15 protein-coding genes are annotated in these 18,254 nt (G+C 61.4%); 6 read left to right on the top strand and 9 right to left on the bottom strand.

Annotation, left to right across the window (positions count from 1 at the left end; genetic code table 11):
- Positions 1-137: 137 nt before the first annotated feature.
- The 7 genes from ccoP (AC3IYG_RS13325) to ccoN (AC3IYG_RS13295) all read right to left on the bottom strand — a co-directional run bounded on the left by ccoP (AC3IYG_RS13325) (position 138) and on the right by ccoN (AC3IYG_RS13295) (position 6,809).
- A complete protein-coding gene (gene ccoP, locus AC3IYG_RS13325) occupies positions 138-1,121 on the bottom strand; it encodes a cytochrome-c oxidase, cbb3-type subunit III (RefSeq protein WP_489309100.1) in 984 nt (327 codons plus the stop codon).
- A complete protein-coding gene (locus tag AC3IYG_RS13320; protein WP_137817275.1) occupies positions 1,118-1,309 on the bottom strand; it encodes a cbb3-type cytochrome oxidase subunit 3 in 192 nt (63 codons plus the stop codon). Before AC3IYG_RS13320 ends, ccoP (AC3IYG_RS13325) begins: the two co-directional genes overlap by 4 nt.
- 5 nt (positions 1,310-1,314) lie before the next feature.
- Entirely contained in the window at positions 1,315-1,923 is a 609-nt protein-coding gene (ccoO, locus tag AC3IYG_RS13315) for a cytochrome-c oxidase, cbb3-type subunit II (protein WP_119955411.1), read from the bottom strand.
- Complete coding sequence (ccoN, locus tag AC3IYG_RS13310) at positions 1,923-3,362, bottom strand: cytochrome-c oxidase, cbb3-type subunit I (protein WP_489309098.1); 1,440 nt, start codon at positions 3,360-3,362, stop codon at positions 1,923-1,925. Before ccoN (AC3IYG_RS13310) ends, ccoO (AC3IYG_RS13315) begins: the two co-directional genes overlap by 1 nt.
- A 414-nt stretch (positions 3,363-3,776) precedes the next feature.
- On the bottom strand, positions 3,777-4,715 hold the full coding sequence (gene ccoP / locus AC3IYG_RS13305; RefSeq protein ID WP_489309097.1) for a cytochrome-c oxidase, cbb3-type subunit III: 939 nt from the start codon (positions 4,713-4,715) through the stop codon (positions 3,777-3,779).
- A gap of 49 nt (positions 4,716-4,764) precedes the next feature.
- Positions 4,765-5,376 carry a cytochrome-c oxidase, cbb3-type subunit II gene (gene ccoO, locus AC3IYG_RS13300; RefSeq protein WP_489309095.1) on the bottom strand — a complete coding sequence of 204 codons (612 nt, stop codon included), beginning with the start codon at positions 5,374-5,376 and terminating at the stop codon, positions 4,765-4,767.
- An 11-nt stretch (positions 5,377-5,387) separates the two neighbouring features.
- The gene (gene ccoN / locus AC3IYG_RS13295) at positions 5,388-6,809 is read right to left on the bottom strand and encodes a cytochrome-c oxidase, cbb3-type subunit I (RefSeq protein WP_489309093.1); all 1,422 of its coding nucleotides are present in this window, start codon (positions 6,807-6,809) and stop codon (positions 5,388-5,390) included.
- 196 nt (positions 6,810-7,005) lie between these two features.
- Here ccoN (AC3IYG_RS13295) and AC3IYG_RS13290 point away from each other — a divergent pair, with 196 nt between their 5' ends.
- Positions 7,006-7,686, top strand: a complete 681-nt coding sequence (locus tag AC3IYG_RS13290) for an alpha/beta family hydrolase (protein ID WP_489309091.1) — start codon at positions 7,006-7,008, stop codon at positions 7,684-7,686.
- Between the two features lie 173 nt (positions 7,687-7,859).
- Here AC3IYG_RS13290 and AC3IYG_RS13285 read toward each other — a convergent pair whose 3' ends face one another.
- Positions 7,860-9,425, bottom strand: coding sequence for a methyl-accepting chemotaxis protein (locus tag AC3IYG_RS13285; RefSeq protein ID WP_489309090.1), 1,566 nt, complete (start codon positions 9,423-9,425; stop codon positions 7,860-7,862).
- 225 nt (positions 9,426-9,650) lie between these two features.
- Positions 9,651-10,613 (bottom strand): IS30-like element ISPsme1 family transposase, encoded by a 963-nt coding sequence (locus tag AC3IYG_RS13280; RefSeq protein ID WP_017846754.1) that lies wholly within the window; start codon positions 10,611-10,613, stop codon positions 9,651-9,653.
- Positions 10,614-11,208: 595 nt separating this feature from the next.
- Here AC3IYG_RS13280 and AC3IYG_RS13275 point away from each other — a divergent pair.
- The 5 genes from AC3IYG_RS13275 (at position 11,209) to AC3IYG_RS13255 (ending at position 18,241) form a co-directional block, all read left to right on the top strand.
- Positions 11,209-12,519: a nucleotide sugar dehydrogenase gene (locus AC3IYG_RS13275; RefSeq protein WP_489309088.1), complete on the top strand. Its 1,311-nt coding sequence runs from the start codon at positions 11,209-11,211 to the stop codon at positions 12,517-12,519.
- A 95-nt stretch (positions 12,520-12,614) separates the two neighbouring features.
- Positions 12,615-14,096 carry a glycosyltransferase family 2 protein gene (locus tag AC3IYG_RS13270; RefSeq protein WP_489309087.1) on the top strand — a complete coding sequence of 494 codons (1,482 nt, stop codon included), beginning with the start codon at positions 12,615-12,617 and terminating at the stop codon, positions 14,094-14,096.
- Between the two features lie 73 nt (positions 14,097-14,169).
- Positions 14,170-15,348: a PilZ domain-containing protein gene (locus AC3IYG_RS13265; RefSeq protein ID WP_489309085.1), complete on the top strand. Its 1,179-nt coding sequence runs from the start codon at positions 14,170-14,172 to the stop codon at positions 15,346-15,348.
- A complete protein-coding gene (locus AC3IYG_RS13260; RefSeq protein WP_489309083.1) occupies positions 15,345-16,733 on the top strand; it encodes an alginate biosynthesis protein AlgK in 1,389 nt (462 codons plus the stop codon). The genes AC3IYG_RS13265 and AC3IYG_RS13260 overlap by 4 nt, the downstream gene beginning before the upstream one ends.
- Entirely contained in the window at positions 16,730-18,241 is a 1,512-nt protein-coding gene (locus tag AC3IYG_RS13255; protein ID WP_489309081.1) for an alginate export family protein, read from the top strand. Before AC3IYG_RS13260 ends, AC3IYG_RS13255 begins: the two co-directional genes overlap by 4 nt.
- The last annotated feature ends 13 nt before the right edge of the window (positions 18,242-18,254 follow it).

The following is an 18,254-nucleotide window of genomic DNA, read 5'->3' as shown; positions in this document are numbered from 1 at the left end:
CGCCTTGCGCGCCCTGAATTATACGCCGGGAGAGCGAGTTTAACGCTGCGACCTGAAGTCGCGTGGGGATGGGGCGTGGCGCGGGAGTTGCCTCAGAAGCCCGCCCGCCAAGGCGGGCGGGCTTCTGAATGCGGGACTTACTCAGCCTTGTCGGCAGCGGCAGCGCTGCCGTGGGACAGGCTGTAGACGTATGCAGCCAGCAGGTGAACCTTGTCGTTGCCCTGGAGTTGTTCCTGGGCCGGCATCTGGCCGTTGCGACCGTAGCGGATGGTCTGCTGCAGTTGAGCGAAGCTCGAACCGTAGATGAACGCAGCCGGGTTGGTCAGGTTCGGTGCGCCCATCGCGGCGATACCTTTACCGTCTGGGCCGTGGCAGGCGAAGCAGGTGGTGGCGAATATCTTCCGACCCGCTTCTGCATCGGCCTTGGCATCTTCCGGCAGCTTGCGGCCATGCAACTGGGTGCTGACGAAGGCCGCGACGTCGCGAACGCCCTGATCGCCGATCACCGGGGCCTGCGGCGGCATCATGCCGTGGCGACCGCTCATGATGCTGGTCTTGATGGTTGCCGCCTCGCCGCCCCAGCGCCATTCGGCGTCGGTCAGGTTGGGGAAGCCATAAGCGCCCTTGGCGTCGGAGCCGTGGCAGACCGAGCAGTTGGAGGCGAACAGGCGGCCACCCATCTTCAAGGCTTGCGGGTCCTTGGCGACTTCTTCGATCGGCATGGCCGCGAATTTGGCGAAGATCGGCCCGAACTTAGCATCGGACCGAGCCATTTCCTTTTCCCATTCATGCACGCCGGTCCAGCCGCTCTGACCATTCGAGAATTCCTGCTTGGTCTCGTTGTTCAGGTAGCCGTAGCCCGGCAGCAGGCCTTTCCAGTTGCCCAGGCCCGGGTAGAGCGCCAGGTAGCCGAGGGCGAAGATGATGGTCAGAACGAACAGCCAGAACCACCATTTCGGCAGCGGGTTGTCGTATTCCTCGATGCCGTCGAAGGCATGGCCGACGGTTTCGTCGGTGGCTTCGGTGCGCTGGCCTTTACGCGTGGATAACAGGATCCACGTCAGGGTAGCGATGGTGCCCAAGGTGAGTACTGTGACGTACAGACTCCAGAAGAGGGTCATTCTTTGTTACTCCTAGAAGCTTGCTCTTGCTCGACGTGCTTAATGGCTTCGGGATCATCTGCGAAAGGCAGCAGAGTGGCCTCGTCAAAGTCCTTTTTACGTCTTCCGCTAAACACCCAGAGCGCCAGACCGATAAAGGCCACCATCACCACGACGGTGCCAAGACCACGAATCATCCCGATGTCCATCACAGTCACCGTTTGCTTTTGATGATGGTGCCAAGACCCTGCAGGTAGGCCACCACAGCGTCCATTTCGGTCTTGCCTTTGACCGCGTCGCGGGCGCCGGCAATGTCTTCATCGGTGTAAGGCACGCCCATGGAACGCAGTACTTCCATTTTCTTGGCGGTGTCTTTGCCGTCGAGCTTGTTTTCGACCAGGAACGGGTAGGCCGGCATGATCGACTCGGGCACTACGTTGCGCGGGTTGTACAGGTGCGCACGCTGCCATTCATCGGAGTAGCGGCCACCAACGCGGGCCAGGTCCGGGCCGGTACGCTTGGAACCCCACAGGAACGGGTGGTCCCAGACGCTTTCACCGGCTACCGAGTAGTGGCCATAGCGTTCGGTTTCGGCGCGGAACGGGCGGATCATCTGCGAGTGGCAGCCGACACAGCCGTTGGCGATGTAAATGTCGCGGCCTTCCAGTTCCAGGGCGGTGCGCGGCTTCATGCCTTCCACCGGCTTGTTGGTGACATCCTGGAAGAACAGCGGAACGATTTGGGTCAAGCCGCCAATGCTGACGGCAATCACCATGAAGAAGGCCAGCAGGCCAATATTCTTCTCGACTACTTCGTGGTTCATCAATGAGCTCCTACAGCGATCTGAGCGGCGGCTTCGGCTTCAGCTGGCTTGGAGGCGCGCACGGTGCGGAAGGTGTTGTAGGCCATCAGCAGCATGCCGGAGGCGAAGAACGCACCACCGATTGCCCGCACGACGAAACCTGGATGGCTGGCTTGCAGCGCTTCAACGAAGGAGTAGGTGAGGGTGCCGTCTTCGTTGATGGCGCGCCACATCAGACCCTGGGTGATGCCGTTGACCCACATGGAGGCGATGTACAGCACGGTACCGATGGTGGCGAGCCAGAAATGCGCATTGATCAAGCCAATGCTGTGCATTTGTGGGCGGCCCCAGAGTTTCGGAATCATGTGGTACAGCGCGCCGATGGAGATCATCGCTACCCAGCCGAGAGCGCCGGCGTGTACGTGGCCGATGGTCCAGTCGGTGTAGTGAGACAGGGCGTTGACGGTCTTGATCGCCATCATCGGGCCTTCGAAGGTCGACATGCCGTAGAACGCCAGGGAGACCACCAGGAAGCGCAGGATCGGGTCGGTGCGCAGCTTATGCCAGGCGCCGGAGAGGGTCATCATGCCGTTGATCATGCCGCCCCAGCTCGGAGCCAGCAGGATGATCGACATCGCCATGCCGAGGGACTGGGCCCAATCCGGCAATGCGGTGTAGTGCAGGTGGTGCGGGCCGGCCCAGATGTAGAGGGTGATCAGCGCCCAGAAGTGCACGATCGACAGGCGATAGGAGTAGATCGGACGCTCGGCCTGCTTGGGTACGAAGTAATACATCATCCCCAGGAAGCCGGTGGTCAGGAAGAAGCCCACGGCGTTGTGGCCGTACCACCACTGGATCATCGCGTCGGTCGCGCCGGAGTACAGCGAGTAGGACTTGAAGAGCGATACGGGGATCGACATGTGGTTGACGATGTGCAGCATCGCCGTCACGACGATGAAGGCACCGTAGAACCAAAGCCCGACGTAGATGTGCTTGGTTTTGCGCTTGACGATGGTGCCGAAGAACACCACGCCGTAGGTCACCCAGACGATGGCCAGGAGGATAGCCAGCGGCCACTCCAGCTCGGCGTATTCCTTGGTGGTGGTGTAGCCCAGTGGCAGGGTGATGCCGGCGCCGAGGATCACCGCTTGCCAGCCCCAGAAGGTGAAGGCGGCGAGGCTGTCAGAGATCAGTCGGGTCTGACAGGTACGTTGCACCACGTAGTAGGACGTGGCGAACAGAGCACAGCCGCCGAAGGCAAAGATCACCAGGTTGGTGTGTAGAGGGCGAAGGCGTCCAAAGCTCGTCCATGGCAGACCGAAATTCAACTCCGGCCATACCAGTTGCGAGGCAATGAAAACGCCCATGCCCATGCCAAGGATCCCCCAGACCACCGTCATGATGGCGAACTGGCGGACCACCTTATAGTTATAAGCAGTCGGACTGATTGCTGTGCTCATTCTAAGGTTCCACGGTTTAGGGTGTTTTTTAGGGGTAAAAATCGGCGGCAAGTATGGAGAATCGAGGTGGCCATTGCAACGTTGCAAGCCGCTGCTATCGGGCTTTCAGGCATCTGAAACAAGTTATTTCAGCCTCTAAATGAGGACGGTTCTCAGGTGCCCGGCGCGATAACGGATGTTGCGCAAATAGGTGCACTGCCTTGCAGTTGTGATTGGCGGCTAATCCGCGAAGATTAGTTCAAGTCGAACCGCTGTGGAGGTTGTCGGTCGGCGGGGTGCGACACTCAGTCGCATCGGGAAAAGCCTTGGGGAAGAGGCGGGGGTGTCGCGGCAGCCCGGGGATTTTTCGCGCAAAGGCCGGGGCGAGGCCTTTCAGTGGTTCGCTGGGCACATCCTTGTGCCGCGCATGCGCACTTACTTGTCGGCTACGGGTGCCGGTTGTTGCTGCGCAAGGCTGAGTACATAGGCGGCCAGCACATGCACCTTGTGAGTGCCCAGGTACTGCTCCTGGGCCGGCATCTGGCCGTTGCGCCCGTAGCGGATGGTCTGCTGCAGCTGCGCCAGGCTCGAACCGTAGATCCAGCCGGCCGGCTGGCTGAGGTCCGGTGCGCCCATGGCCGGCGTGCCTTTGCCTTCCGGGCCATGGCAGGCCTGGCAAGTGCTGCTGTAGGTCTGGGCGCCGGCGGCCAGATCGACATCGCTGTCAGCCGGCAGGCTCAAGCCCGCCAGCGAGTGGCGTACATAGGCGGCGACGTTCTTCACGCCGTTGTCACCGATGACCTGCCCCCAGGCCGGCATGGCGGCGAGGCGGCCGTGCAGGATGCTGGCCTCGATGGTTTGCGCCTCGCCGCCCCAGCGCCAGTGACTGTCAGTGAGGTTGGGGAAGCCGGCCGCGCCTCTGGCATCCGAGCCATGGCACACCGCGCAGTAGGTGGCGAACAACCGGCCACCCATTTTCAATGCCTGCTCGTCGTGGGTCAGTACCTCGATGGGGGTGGCGGCCAGTCGGGCGAAAATGGGGGCGTACTGGGCGTCGGCCGCGTCGACTTCACGCTGCCACTGTTTGACCTGTGTCCAACCATCCTGGTAACCCGGCAGCAGGCCTTTCCAATTGCCCAGCCCCGGATAGAGGAAAAGATAACCGGCGGCAAAGATGATGGTGCCGACGAACAGCCAGAACCACCATTTCGGCAGCGGGTTGTCGTATTCCTCGATGCCATCGAAGGCGTGCCCCATGGTCTTGTCGCCGCCACCGGGGGACTCGCCACTGCGCGTGGCAAAGACCAGCCAAAGCAGCGACAGCAAGCTGCACAGGGTCAATAGCGTGATGTACCAACTCCAGAACGTGGTCATGCAGTGCGACTCCTCGAGTCAAATCTGTCCAGGGCGATAGTCAAAGTGCTTACCTTTTGTTCTTGATGGCGGTGCCGAGTACCTGCAGGTAGGCCACCAGTGCGTCCATCTCGGTCTTGCCCGCGACCGCGTCGTGCGCCCCGGCGATGTCTTCGGCGGTATAAGGAACGCCCATCAACTGCATGACTTTCAGCTTGGTTGCGCTGTCTTTGCCATCCAGCTGGTTCTGTACCAGCCAGGGATAGGCGGGCATTTTCGATTCCGGCACCACGTTGCGCGGGTTATAGAGGTGGGCGCGCTGCCATTCATCCGAGTAGCGACCGCCAACCCGTGCCAGATCCGGGCCGGTACGCTTGGAGCCCCAGAGGAACGGGTGGTCCCAGACGCTTTCGCCGGCGACCGAGTAGTGACCGTAACGCTCGGTTTCGGCGCGGAACGGGCGGATCATCTGCGAGTGGCAGCCAACGCAGCCTTCGCGGATGTAAATGTCGCGGCCTTCGAGTTGCAGTGCGGTGTAGGGGCGCATGCCGTCCACCGGCTTGGTGGTGACGCCCTGGAAGAACAGCGGAACGATCTGGGTCAGGCCGCCGATGCTGACTGCCAGCACCATGCAGAGCAGCAACAGGCCGACGTTCTTTTCGAGTACTTCATGCTTGCTCATCGACTTTCTCCTCAGGCCATTTGTGCGGCGGCGGCTTCTAGCGGATGCGCGGAGCGCACGGTGCGCCAGGTGTTGTAGGCCATCAGCAGCGTGCCGCTGAAGAAGATCGCACCGCCGATCAGGCGTACGACAAACCCTGGATGGCTGGCCTGCAGCGCTTCGACGAAGGAGTAGGTGAGGGTGCCGTCCTCGTTGATGGCGCGCCACATCAGGCCCTGGGTGATGCCACTGACCCACATGGAGGCGATGTAGAGCACGGTGCCAATGGTGGCGAGCCAGAAGTGCGCGTTGATCAGGCCGATGCTGTACATGCTCGGCCGACCCCAAAGCCTGGGGATCATGTGGTACAGCGCGCCGAAGGTGATCATCGCCACCCAGCCCAGTGCTCCGGCATGTACATGGCCGATGGTCCAGTCGGTGTAGTGGGAGAGCGCGTTGACGGTCTTGATCGCCATCATCGGACCTTCGAAGGTCGACATGCCGTAGAACGCCAGGGACACCACCAGAAAGCGCAGAATCGGGTCGTCGCGCAACTTATGCCAGGCCCCGGAGAGGGTCATCATGCCGTTGATCATGCCGCCCCAGCTGGGCGCCAGCAGGATCAGCGACATCACCATGCCCAAGGATTGCGCCCAGTCCGGCAGCGCGGTGTAGTGCAAGTGGTGCGGGCCGGCCCAGATGTACAGGGTGATCAGTGCCCAGAAATGCACGATCGACAGGCGATAGGAATACACCGGGCGCTCGGCCTGCTTGGGCACGAAGTAATACATCATGCCCAGGAAGCCCGCGGTGAGGAAAAAGCCCACGGCGTTGTGGCCGTACCACCACTGGATCATCGCGTCGGTCGCGCCGGAGTACAGCGAGTAGGACTTGCTCAGGCTGACCGGGACCTCCAGGTTGTTGACGATGTGCAGGATCGCCACGGTGATGATGAACGCGCCGTAGAACCAGTTGCCGACATAGATATGCTTGGTCGTGCGCTTCATCAGCGTGCCGAAGAACACCACGGCATAAGCGACCCAGACGAGGGTGATCAGCAGGTCGATCGGCCATTCCAGCTCGGCGTACTCTTTCGAGCTGGTGTAGCCCAACGGCAGGCTGATCGCCGCCAGCAGGATCACCAGTTGCCAGCCCCAGAAGGTCAGGGCCGCCAGGCGTGGCGAGAACAAAGGCGTCTGGCAGGTGCGCTGCACGGTGTAATAGGACGTGGCGAACAGGGCGCAGCCGCCGAAGGCGAAAATAACCGCGTTGGTGTGCAAGGGGCGCAGGCGCCCGAAACTGGTCCAGGGCAGGTCGAAGTTGAGCTCCGGCCAAACCAATTGAGAGGCGATAAAAACGCCCAGCCCCATGCCGACTATTCCCCACACCACCGTCATGATGGCGAATTGGCGAACCACCTTATAGTGGTAGGCGGTACTGGTTCCTTTGGTCATTAATAGGCTTTCCCGTGAGGCCGTGTGAAAACGACAGCGGGCTGCGCGCGTGACAGGGCGCTCACAACAGGCTCGACATTCAGCTTGCTGCTTACGCGCTGCAGCGCGGCCCCGAAGGGCGAACGTAGTGAGTCATGCCCACATACAGCTCTAATCCGCGGTTTCTAGGTTTTATGCATTTGAAGGCGAGGCAAGCATGGCGAAAGTGCCACTGAGCAATATTGATTTGGATCAACTCGCGCCCCCCGGCGCAGTTGCGGGTGAATGGCGATGGACGCGCCCCGCAGGCACATCCCGGGCCTGCCTGATCCTGGCCCATGGCGCCGGCGCGCCGATGGACAGCGACTTCATGGCGGGCATGGCTGCGCGCCTGGCCGCACGGGGCATCACGGTGCTGCGCTTCGAGTTCGCCTATATGGCGCAGCGCCGCCTGGATGGGCGCAAACGGCCGCCCAATCCGCAGGCGCAGCTACTGGCGCAGTGGCGGGCGGTGTATGCGCAGGTGCGCCAACAGGTCACAGGGCCACTGGTCATCGGCGGCAAGTCGATGGGGGGGCGGATGGCGAGCATGCTGGCGGATGAATTGGCCGTGGATGGGCTGGTTTGTCTGGGCTACCCGTTCCACGCCGTTGGCAAGAAGGACAAACCGCGGGTGGCGCACTTGAGCGACCTGCAAACGCCGACGCTGATCGTGCAGGGCGAACGCGATGCTTTGGGCGGCAAGGCGACGGTAGCGGGCTATCCGCTTTCGGCGCAGATCGAGCTGTGCTGGCTGGGGGCGGCCGACCATGACCTGAAGCCGCTCAAGTCTTCAGGTTTCAGCCATGAACAGCACCTGGATAGCGCTGCCGAACGGATAGCGGACTTTCTTAAGTAGGACGCACCCGAGAAGCCGTGCGCCAAAGCCTCAAGGGATCTTGTGGGAGCGGCTTTAGTCGCGATGCTTTCGCGGTTAAAGCCGCTCCTGCAGGTACAGGCCAGCGTTCGCCCGCACAAAAAAACGCCAGCGTTCGGAGCAACGCTGACGCTGGGTGTCGCGGGGGCTGTGCCTTAGCGGTTAAAGCGCTCCACCAGCGACGACTGGCCCTGTGCGGTGGCGGTCAGCTCTTTGCTGAGCAGTGCCGTGCTCTGGGCTTCGTCGGCGGTTTTGTCAGCCAATTGGGCGATGGTGGTGATGTTGCGGTTGATCTCATCGGCCACCGCGCTTTGCTCTTCGGCGGCAGCGGCGATCTGGTCGGCCATGTCGGCGATATTGGCCACCGCATCGCTGATCCCGGCCAAGGCCAGGTCGGCTTGCTGTACCCGCTCGACGCCTTCGTCGGCTTGCCGGCGACCGATTTCCATGGTCAGCACGGCTTCCTCGGCGGTGCGTTGCAGCTTGGCGATCAACTGATGGATCTGCCCGGTGGATTCCGCGGTGCGTTGCGCCAGCGAGCGCACCTCATCGGCCACCACGGCAAAGCCACGGCCCATCTCACCGGCGCGTGCCGCCTCGATCGCCGCGTTCAGGGCCAGCAGGTTGGTCTGGTCGGCGATGCCTTTGATCACATCGACCACGCCGCCGATTTCGTTGCTGTCCTGGGCCAGACGCGTCACGGTTTCGCCGGTTTCACCGACGGAGACGGACAGGCGCTGAATCGCTTCGCGGGTTTCGCTGGCGATGCTGCGCCCTTGGCCGGTCAGGCGATTGGCTTCCTGGGTGGCGATGGCGGTGCGGGCGACATTGCTCGCCACCTCCAGCGTCGTGGCCGCCATCTCATTCACGGCGGTGGCCACCTGCTCGGTTTCCACGCGTTGACGATCCAGGCCGGCGGAACTGTTCTGCGCCAGGGTGTCGGCCCTTTTGGCTTGTTGCGTCAGGTGTTCGGCGCTGTCCTGCAGGCGTGTCAGGCAGGTTTTCAAGCGCGCTTCCTGGCTCAGGATCGCCATTTCCAGACGCCCCTGCGGGCCACGGCTGTCGGTGTACATCTGCGCGATCAAGGGGTCTGACGTGCTTTGCTCGGCCAAACGCAGCAGCCGGCGCAGGCCGCGCTGCTGCCAGTTGAGGCCGGCCAGCCCCAGCGGAATCGAGAGTGCGGCGGCAATCAGGAAGCCCCAGCTGGAATCCAGCCAGGCACCGATCAGGAAGCCGGCCTGGCTGACCAGAATGAACGGCAGCCAGTTCTGCAGAATCGGCAGCCAGTGGTCGCTGCTCGGAATGGCCGATTTGCCCGTGTTGATGCGTTGATACAGGGCCTCGGCGCGGCGTACCTGCTCGGCCGTGGGTTTGACCCGTACCGACTCGAAGCCCACGACCTGATTGTTATCCAGCACCGGGGTGACATAGGCGTTGACCCAATAGTGGTCACCGCTCTTGCAGCGGTTCTTGACGATACCCATCCACGGCCGGCCCTTCTTCAGGGTTGCCCACATGTGCGCAAAGACGGCGGCGGGCACGTCGGGGTGGCGCACCAGGTTATGCGCCGCGCCGAGCAGTTCGTCGTGGTCATAGCCGCTGACAGCGACGAAGGCCTCGTTGCAGTAAGTGATCACGCCCCGGGTATCGGTGGTGGAGATCAGTCGCTGTGTGGCGGGATAGATGTGTTCGCGCTGGGTGATCGGCTGGTTGTTTCGCATGGTGTCATTCCGTAAGGCTTGGGACTGCTATCGGCGCCTATGCACCAAAGTTGAGCCGTTTCTTTGCGCCACAGTGTAACCAGTTTCTTGACGCCACCGGACAGGCAGATAGCCATTATCTGTGTCGAGGGCGAGCCGCTTGATGTGGGATGGGTCTCGAGTCGCATGGCGGTCGATGTCATGCCGGTTTTCGCCATATAGCGTGGAAGTAAATAATTCCTGAATTCAACACATAAGTGCAACGCTCACCCCTGCATAAACTTCGTACGGCGTCTTCCAGCCCAGGCGTTTTCGCGGGCGTAAATTGATCTTCGTTACCACGCGACTGACCGCCTCGACGGTCAGCTTGCTGAAGTCGCCGCCCTTGGGAAAATACTGCCGGAGCAGGCCGTTGGTATTTTCATTAGTGCCTCGCTGCCAGGATGAATAGGGTTCTGCAAAAAAGACTTGGCACTGGCTCCGATGCGCAATGCGTTCATGCCCGGCAAACTCCTTCCCGTTATCCAGCGTCAGCGTGTGAACAGCATGCCCCTTGAGCAACAGATTGATCGCCCGCGTTACCTGCCGGCGCGTCCTGCGCTTGACCGGATAGGCGCTCAGGTAGCCGCTTTTACGATCAACCAGCGTGACCAGATTGCCGCCTACGCCATGCACCGTGTCACCCTCCCAATCACCTAGACGCTCGCGGGCTTCGACCTCAGCAGGGCGCTCGGTTATCGATACGCGATTACGCAACTGTCCGCGCCGGTCGTGGCTTCCGTAGCGTTTTCGGTACAGCTTCCTGCGGTGCCGCAAATACTTGTATAACTCGCCACCTGCGTGTTTGTCGGTGGCGATAAACCGATAAATCCACTCGTGACTGACCGCGCGCTCCGGCTGCTCTTGCTTCAGGCGCTGAGCAATCTGCTCCGGGCTCATACCGTGTTTTAGCCAGAGCGGCAGATAATGGCTGAACCACGTTAATGGCTTGCAGTGCTTGCGCGCCTGCGCTCGACGGGCATCACTTTCATGGGTCGCAGCAACCGCTTTGTAGGTCTTCTGGGAGCTGTTGCGGCGAACCTCACGACTTATCGTCGAGGGATGTACGCCAACCTGTTTCGCGATGCTTGCCTGGCTTTTTCCGGCGCTCAGACCGGCCTCAATCTGGTAACGTTGGCCCTGAGTTAGCTGCCGGTAATGCGTAGTCATCTGCGCTTGAATCCTTCGGTGTGAGAGCCTGGATTCTACCGGTGGCTGACTCTCTGCCTATCGTTTCAAACGTTGCACTTATTCTATGAATTCAGGATTGTTTGAGTAGTTATAACTTTTAATTATTTATTAATTGCTGAAGTTATTGTGTGCCGGTTAGTTGTCGCTTTTTATTTGACGCCGGATGTTCTTGCTTTAATGAGTTTTGTGGTCTTGGATCTTCAGGCTGCGATGTTGCGTATTGAGCTGGGTGTTGCACTTTTTACAGGCGGATCAGGGGGCTTGTGCGTTGTTTTGGTTCTTTTTGGTTTAGGTCCTGGCTCCAGGTTTTCTAAGGGGTGGCCATTAATTTATTGTTTTTGTTGTTTATTAATTCTGACACTTAACAGTGCTTATTCTGTGGCTCGGCTGGCACTCAATTTGCTCTTTTGAATTGGTCACCCGAATAGCGGCTGTCGTGCTTTCTGAATGCAATGAATTTCAGGCCTTAGTTGACCTGAGTGCATGAATTCTGCCGTGCCTTTGAGTCTCGTTGGAGATGGGTGTCCGCTGCTTGCACGGAGCCCGGTCAGGTAAATTGCTAAGGAGTTGAGCGATGCGTATCAGTATTTTCGGGCTTGGGTATGTCGGTGCCGTTTGTGCGGGCTGTTTGTCCGCTCGCGGTCACCAGATCGTCGGGGTGGATGTCACGCCGCTCAAGATAGACATGATAAACAGCGGCAAGTCACCGATCGTCGAGCCGGGGCTCGAAGCCCTGCTGCAGAAGGGGGTTGGCAGTGGCAATTTGCGCGGCACCCTCGATGTGCGTGAAGCGGTGATGAACACGGATGTGTCTTTTATCGCGGCGCCCACGCCGAGCAGGAAGAATGGCGACCTGGACGTTTCCTACATTGCCCAGGTGTGCGAGCAGATCGGCAGCGTACTGCCGGAGAAATCCGGGCGTCATACCGTTGTCGTGCGCAGCACGGTCCTGCCGGGCACAGTCAGCAATGTGGTTATCCCGATGCTGGAAAAATACTCGGGGATGAAAGCCGGCGTGGATTTCGGGGTTGCCGTGAACCCGGAGTTCCTGCGCGAAAGTACTGCCATCCAGGACTACGACTTTCCGGCGATGACCGTGATCGGCGAGCTGGACAAGGCTTCCGGCGACCTGCTGGAGGCCATCTACAGCGAGCTGGATGCGCCGATCATCCGCAAGAGCATCGAAGTCGCGGAGATGATCAAGTACACCTGCAACGTCTGGCACGCCACCAAGGTCACCTTCGCCAACGAGATCGGCAATATCGCCAAGGCGGTGGGCGTCGATGGGCGCGAGGTGATGGAGGTGATCTGCCAGGACCACAAGCTCAACCTCTCCAAGTACTACATGCGCCCCGGTTTCGCCTTCGGTGGCTCGTGCCTGCCCAAGGATGTGCGCGCACTGACCTACCGAGCCAGCCAGCTCGATATCGAGCACCCACTGCTGCACTCGATCATGCGCAGCAACCGGGTGCAGGTGGAAAGGGCCTTCGACATCATCACCAGCCATGACAAACGCCGTATCGGCCTGTTGGGGCTGTCGTTCAAGGCCGGCACCGACGACTTGCGCGAAAGCCCGTTGGTCGAGCTGGCCGAGATGCTGATCGGCAAGGGTTACGACCTGCACATCTACGACAGCAACGTCGAGTACGCCCGGGTTTATGGCGCCAACAAGGAATACATCGAGTCGAAGATTCCGCATGTGTCGTCCTTGCTGCGCGCCGACCTGGACGAGGTGGTGGAGCAGGCGGATGTGATCGTGATCGGCAACAGCGATCAGCAGTTCGCGCGCCTGCTCGGCAATTTGCCGGCGGGCAAGGTGATCGTCGATCTGGTGGGCTTCATGAAGGGATCCAGCAGTGCCTCGATGGAAGGCATCTGCTGGTAGACGCTGCCTCGCTGCACGCGCTTGCTAGCGGACGGACAACAGTCCGTCCGCTGTCGGCGGGGGATGCTCGAGCAAACAGGATGGAATGCAAGCGTATGGACGGATTCGCAAGGATTCTGCGCGATGGCGCAGGCTGGCTGTTCTACTGTGCGGCGCTGATGCTGCTGGCGCTGGCCATGCCGGAAACGGTGTTCGACCCGGAGTCGAAGGATTTCATCCTGTTGCTCGGCGCGGTCGGCATCTGGCGTTATGGTATGGGCGCGATGCATTACCTGCGCGGGCTGGTTTTCCTTTATCTGGTGTTTCCGCATTACCGCAGGCAGGCGCGCAAGCTTGGCGAAACGGCGGATCCCTCCCATGTCTTCCTGTTGGTGACCAGTTTTCGCATCGACGCCCTGACCACCGCCCAGGTCTATCGCTCGGTGATCGAAGAGGCGATCAATTGCGGCTACCCCTGCACGGTGGTCTGCTCGCTGGTGGAGATGTCCGATGAACTCTTGATCAAGAGCCTCTGGGGCAAGCTCAATCCACCGACACGGGTGAAGCTGGATTTCGTCCGCATCGCCGGAACCGGCAAGCGCGATGGCCTGGCCTACGGTTTCCGGGCGATTTCCCGGCACTTGCCGGACGACGATGCGGTGGTGGCGGTGGTCGACGGCGATACGGTGCTGACGGCCGGTGTTGTGCGCCAGACCGTGCCTTATTTCAAGCTGTTCCCCAAGGTTGGCGGCCTGACCACCAATGAGTTCTGCGAGGTGCGCGGCAGCTACATCATGAGCGAGTGGCACAAACTGCGCTTCGCCCAGCGGCACATCAACATGAGCTCCATGGCGCTTTCCAAACGCGTATTGACGCTTACCGGGCGCATGTCGGTATTCCGTGCGCGGGTGGTGACCAACCCCGGGTTCATCGCCGATGTCGAAAGCGATTCGCTGGATCATTGGCGCCTGGGCCGCTTCAAGTTCCTCACCGGCGACGACAAGTCCAGCTGGTACAGCCTGATGCGCCTGGGCTATGACACCTTTTACGTGCCGGATGCGGCGATCAATACGGTCGAGCATCCGCCGGAGAAAAACTTCTTCAAGGCCAGCCGCAAGCTGATGTTCCGCTGGTACGGCAACAACCTGCGGCAGAACTCCCGAGCCTTGGGTTTGGGGCCGCGGCGCCTGGGCTGGTTCACCTGCCTGGTGCTGTTCGACCAGCGCGTGTCGATGTGGACCAGCCTGCTCGGGCCTCTGGTGGCAATCATCGCCAGCCTCAAATACAGCATCGCGTTTCTGCTGATCTATCTGTTGTGGATCGGTTTCACCCGCTTGCTGCTGGCTCTGCTCCTGCTGGCGTCCGGGCACCAGGTGGGGCCGGCCTATCCGCTGATTCTCTATTACAACCAGATCGTTGGCGCGATGGTGAAGGTGAACGTGTTTTTCCACCTCGACCAGCAATCCTGGACACGCCAGCCCACCAAGCTGAACCGCGATCTTGCCAGTTATCAACGCTGGTTCAACGGCTGGTCTTCACCGGCCATGACGTTTTCCGCGGTCAGCGTTTTTCTGGCCGTATTAATGAGTGTCGTTTGAAAGAAGGGGGGCGGGAGCGGCATCGAGGCCAGTCCCGCAGGGGTTTCAATCGGAGTTTGGAAGGAATCACTTCATGAGCGTAGCGATAGGTGCACCCACGAATACCAATGTCGTTCACGAGTCGGAAGCGCAGCGTCAGTATGCGCGCCTGAAAATGCCGGCCAGGATCCGTTTCCTGGGTCCCAACCGGGAGGCGCTGGACAGTGAACTGCTGGATCTGTCCGCTGGCGGCTTCAGCTTTACCCAGACCAGCCAGCCGATGGCGGTCGGCGGGCATCACAAGGGCAAGCTGGTGTTCCAGATCGATGGGCTGAGCATGGCCATCGACACCGAGTTCCAGGTGCGCTCGGTGTCCGCCGATGGTCATCGTGTCGGCTGCGAGTTCCACAACCTGCGCCCGCGTGAAGTGGCGGCCTTGCGTTACCTGATCACCTCCTACACCAGTGGTGAGCTGGTCACCATGGGCGACATGCTCAACACCCTGCAGCGCGACAACTTCGCCAAGGCGCGCAAGGGCAAGGACGGCAGCGGTGCCATGGGCTTCCTGTCACGGCTGCGGGCGCTCAGTTTCAGCCTGGCGATCTTCATTGTCGGGATCGTTGCCTTCACCTACATCCTCAACCAGCTCTACAACCTTTATTTCGTCACCCATGCCGATTCGGCCATGGTCAGCCTGCCGAGCCAGCAGGTCAGCATGCCGCGTGAAGGCGTAGTGCAGGCAAGCCTGGTCAAGGTCGGAGGCGAGGTGGCCAAAGGCGCGCCGCTGGCGACCTTCTCCGCGACCATGCTCGATGTGCTGAAGAACAACCTGCCGCCGGAGCAGATGACCCCGGAAAACATCGAGCGGCTGTTCAGCAAGAGCCTGCAGGGCACCCTGACCAGCCCGTGCGACTGCCGCGTGGTGGCGCAGTTCGTGGGCGACGGTCAACCGGCAAGCAAGGGCGTGCCGGTGTTCGAGCTGATGCCGTTGAGTGGCGCGGCGACCATCGAGGCGCGCTTCCCCTACAAGGCCTTTTCCAAGGTGCAGCCGGGTGCCGATGTGCGTGTGCAGGTTTCCGGCGAAAGCACGGCGCGCAGCGGCAAGATCGGTACGGTATCCCTGCAGCAGGGCGGCCTGGCCTCGGATATCCGCGTTTCGATCCTCACCGATGAACCGCTGACCACGCAGATGGCCGGGCTTCCGGTCGAGGTGACCATCGACGGTTTGCCGGGCAGCTTGTTGATCGAAAAAGTCATGGCGGCCGGCAAATGAAACGCAGTCTGTTGTACGGTGCCCTGCTTGCCCTGCTTGCCCTGCTGCAGGGCTGCTCCGGCTTGCCGGACCAGCAGTTGGCCAAGGAAGCGCTGCTGCGTGGAGACAAGGCTACCGCCCAGCAGCAGTACGAAGAACTGGCGAAGATGGGCTATGCCGAGGCCCAGACAGCGCTCGGCGACATGCAGGTCAGCAGCCGCGATCCGGGTCAGATCGAAGCGGCGGAAAGCCTGTACCGGCAGGCCGCACTCAGCTCGGTCAAGGCCCAGTCCCGGCTCGGGCGCCTGTTGTTGCGTCAGGGGGGCGCCAGCGATGCGCAATTGAAGGAAGCGCAGAACCTGCTGAACCGCTCGATCGAACAGGGTGAATACAGTGCCGTGGTGCCGCTGACGCTGCTCTATGTCAGCTACCCGCAGTTCTCGCCCGAGACCGACCCGCAAGCGTTGGTGGACGGCTGGCGCGCGCAAGGCATCGCCGAGGCCGAACTGGCGCAGATCCTCATCTACCGCAGCAACGGCAGCTATGCCGCGCACCTCGACGAGATCAAGCAGAAGTGCCAGATGCTGCTGCGCCTGCAGGATATCTGCTACGTCGAACTGGCCACCGTCAACCGCCTGCGTGACCAGCCGCAAGCCCAGACCGCGCTGCTCCAGGACATGCGCATGGCCTATGCCAACCTCTGGATCGCGCCAGGCCGGATCGAGTCCGTGGCCTTGGTCCTGGCGGACCCGAGCATTCCCGCGCCAGCGGATTTGAGCAATGCCTACGCGCTGCTGCAGGAAATCGCGCCGGCCTATCCTGGTGCCTGGGCCGCGCTGGCCAAGTTGCTCTTCGATTACCCGGCCCTTGGCGACTCCACGCAGATGCTCGGCTATCTGCAGCGCGGCCGTGAAGCCGGTGACAGCCGTGCCGAGCTGCTGACCGGGCGTCTTTACTACGACGGCAGCGTGTTGCCGCAGAACCCGCAGCTGGCCGAGCAGCACCTGTTGCGTGCGGCCAGCGAGCAGCCGGCGGCGAACTTCTACCTCGGGCAGATCTATCGCCGTGGCTACCTCGGGCAGGTTGCGCCACAGAAGGCGGTCGACCATCTGCTGCTGGCCGCGCGGGCAGGGCACAGCCGCGCCGACTTCGCCCTGGCCCAGCTATTCAGCGAGTCGCGCGGGGTCAAGGTCAACCGCGTTAACGCCTATGTCTTCGCCCAGATGGCGCGCAGCCAGGCGGTGCCTGAAGCAAGCGCTATGCTGTCCAGTCTGGAGCAGGGCATGCCGGCGGACGAGCGTCGCAAAGCCATGCTGATCCTTCAGGAAGAGCAGCAGACGCGACAGGCCAATCCTGCGCGTCTGGTCACCTTTCAACCGCTGGAAAATGAAATGGACGTGCTATGAAAATAAAAAAAATGATCCGTCGGGCAGGTCCAGGAGTGCTTCTGGGCGGCTCGTTGCTCTGGGGGAGTACGGTGTGGGCGGCATTCAGTCCGGACAAGAATTTTGGCCTGGATATCAAAGTTACCGCCCAGTCCGAGGATGACCGCGACCTGGGCACCCGCAGCGGCGGCGACGTCAACGGCATCGGTCTCGACCTGCGTCCCTGGGTCTATGGTCAGCGCGGTGACTGGAGCGCCTATGCCATGGGCCAGGCGGTCACTGCCACCGACATCATCGAAACCGACACCCTGCAACCCACCGACCTCGACAGCGAGTCCAGCAACAACAGCGACGACAGTCGCGAACCGGACAAGAGCTACCTGGCCCTGCGTGAGTTCTGGCTCGGTTATTCCGGCTTCACCGCCTACCCCGGCGAAGTGCTGCGCTTGGGTCGCCAGCGCCTGCGCAACGACGACGGGCAATGGCGCGACACCAATATCGAAGCGCTGAACTGGACCTTCGACACCACCTTGCTGCGCGCCAATCTCGGCGCGGCCGAACGCTTCAGCGAATACCGTACCGATATCGACGAACTGGCGCCGGACGATAAGGATCGTCTGCACCTCTACGGCGACATTTCGACCCAGTGGCAGCCCGGGCAATGGGTCGGCATCCGCGCTCATTACGCCCACGATGACGGCGACCTGCCCAGCCCTGGCGAGACAGTCGACGAGCTCGACAAAACCACCACCGGCGACCTGACCTGGTTGGGCCTGGAAGCCAACAGCGACGCCTACAACTACCGCAACCAGAACAGGTTCAACTACTGGGCCGGCGTTACCTGGTTGAGCGGCGACCGCGACACGCTGGACACCGGCACGCTGAATGGCCAGCAAGTGGCCACCGGCAAACAGGGCGCTGACGTCAACGGCTGGGCCACCGACCTGGGCATCCGTATGCGTCTGGACCCCAGCTGGCAAATCGGCGGCGCCTATGCTCGTGGCAGCGGCGGCGGTGGCAGCGACGGTTCGAGCAACTATCAGCAGACCGGCCTGCAAAGCAATCGCTCCAACTACACCGGCACCCGTTCGCGGGTCCATCGCTTCGGCGAGGCCTTCCGCGCTGAGCTGAGCAACCTGCAGGCAGCGACGCTGTTCGGCTCCTGGCAACTGCGTGATGACTACGATGCCAGCCTGGTCTACCACAAGTTCTGGCGGGTCGATGACCATCAGCCGATCGGCGACAGCGGCATCAATGCCCTGGTCGATGCCGATGGCGACGGCAACGCCGCTACCGGCCAGCAAGTGGCACTGCTCGATGGCGAGAAAGACCTCGGCCAGGAAGTCGACCTGATCCTGACCAAGTACTTCAAGGAAGGCCTGCTGCCGGTTTCGATGAGCCAGGCCATCGACGAGCCGTCGGCCCTGGTGCGTTTTCGCGGCGGTGTATTCAAGCCCGGCGATGCCTACGGCAACGATGTCGACTCCTACATGCACCGCGCCTTTGTCGACGTAATCTGGCGCTTCTGAACCCGGCGCCAGG

Source organism: Pseudomonas sp. KH_027 (genome assembly GCF_057838565.1).
This window is presented reverse-complemented; position numbering and strand designations above follow the sequence as displayed.